This window comes from Colwellia sp. BRX8-5, from assembly GCF_014077325.1.
In the GTDB taxonomy this organism is placed as follows: Bacteria; Pseudomonadota; Gammaproteobacteria; order Enterobacterales; family Alteromonadaceae; genus Colwellia_A.
In genome coordinates this window covers 1-552 of sequence record NZ_JACGVR010000086.1, presented here as the reverse complement: position 1 = coordinate 552, position 552 = coordinate 1, and the positions used below count along the sequence as shown (strand labels likewise).

The 552-nt window shown below is 32.8% G+C and carries 1 protein-coding gene; it reads right to left on the bottom strand.

Going from position 1 to position 552, the window contains the following annotated elements:
• Nucleotides 1-132: 132 nt before the first annotated feature.
• A complete protein-coding gene (locus tag H4J62_RS19990; RefSeq protein WP_182218795.1) occupies nucleotides 133-360 on the bottom strand; it encodes a hypothetical protein in 228 nt (75 codons plus the stop codon).
• Nucleotides 361-552: the final 192 nt, after the last annotated feature.

Sequence of the window (552 nt, the reverse complement as noted above, 5' to 3'; positions counted from 1 at the left end):
CGAAGATGCCCTACAACGAATCAAAATATTTAGAAGCATTAAACCGAAGAGGATCGCCACTGTTAAAATTTGCAATAAATAGCTAAATTTTACTAGTTGTCCACCTCAGGGCGTGTTGTTATGTGATTGTACTCAAACCGATGCAATTGATATTTTATCGCAACCTAATTTTTTTAACATATCCATGATTATAGGAATCTTTTTATGCTCGATATTTCTATCAATCATTAAAATTACTTTCCCCTGACAATCAAATGATTCTTGGATATATTGTTTGAGATCATCAACTATTTCTTTATCAACAAACAAGCCTTCATTTTTTACTTCAATAATTAAATTATCAAATTCGTTAGCATTCATATAGTAGGTATTTAACAATAGAAAGATAAACAAAACATATTTGAACACACTAAACCTCAGAATCACATAACGCCACGTTAAGCGGCAAAAAATTGTTGGCTAAAATTGTGAACGGAGTGAAACAGCCAACTGTTTTTTGTCCGTTTGAACGCCTTGTTAGGCTTTACCTTGAGCACCACTATTTGGGACAGT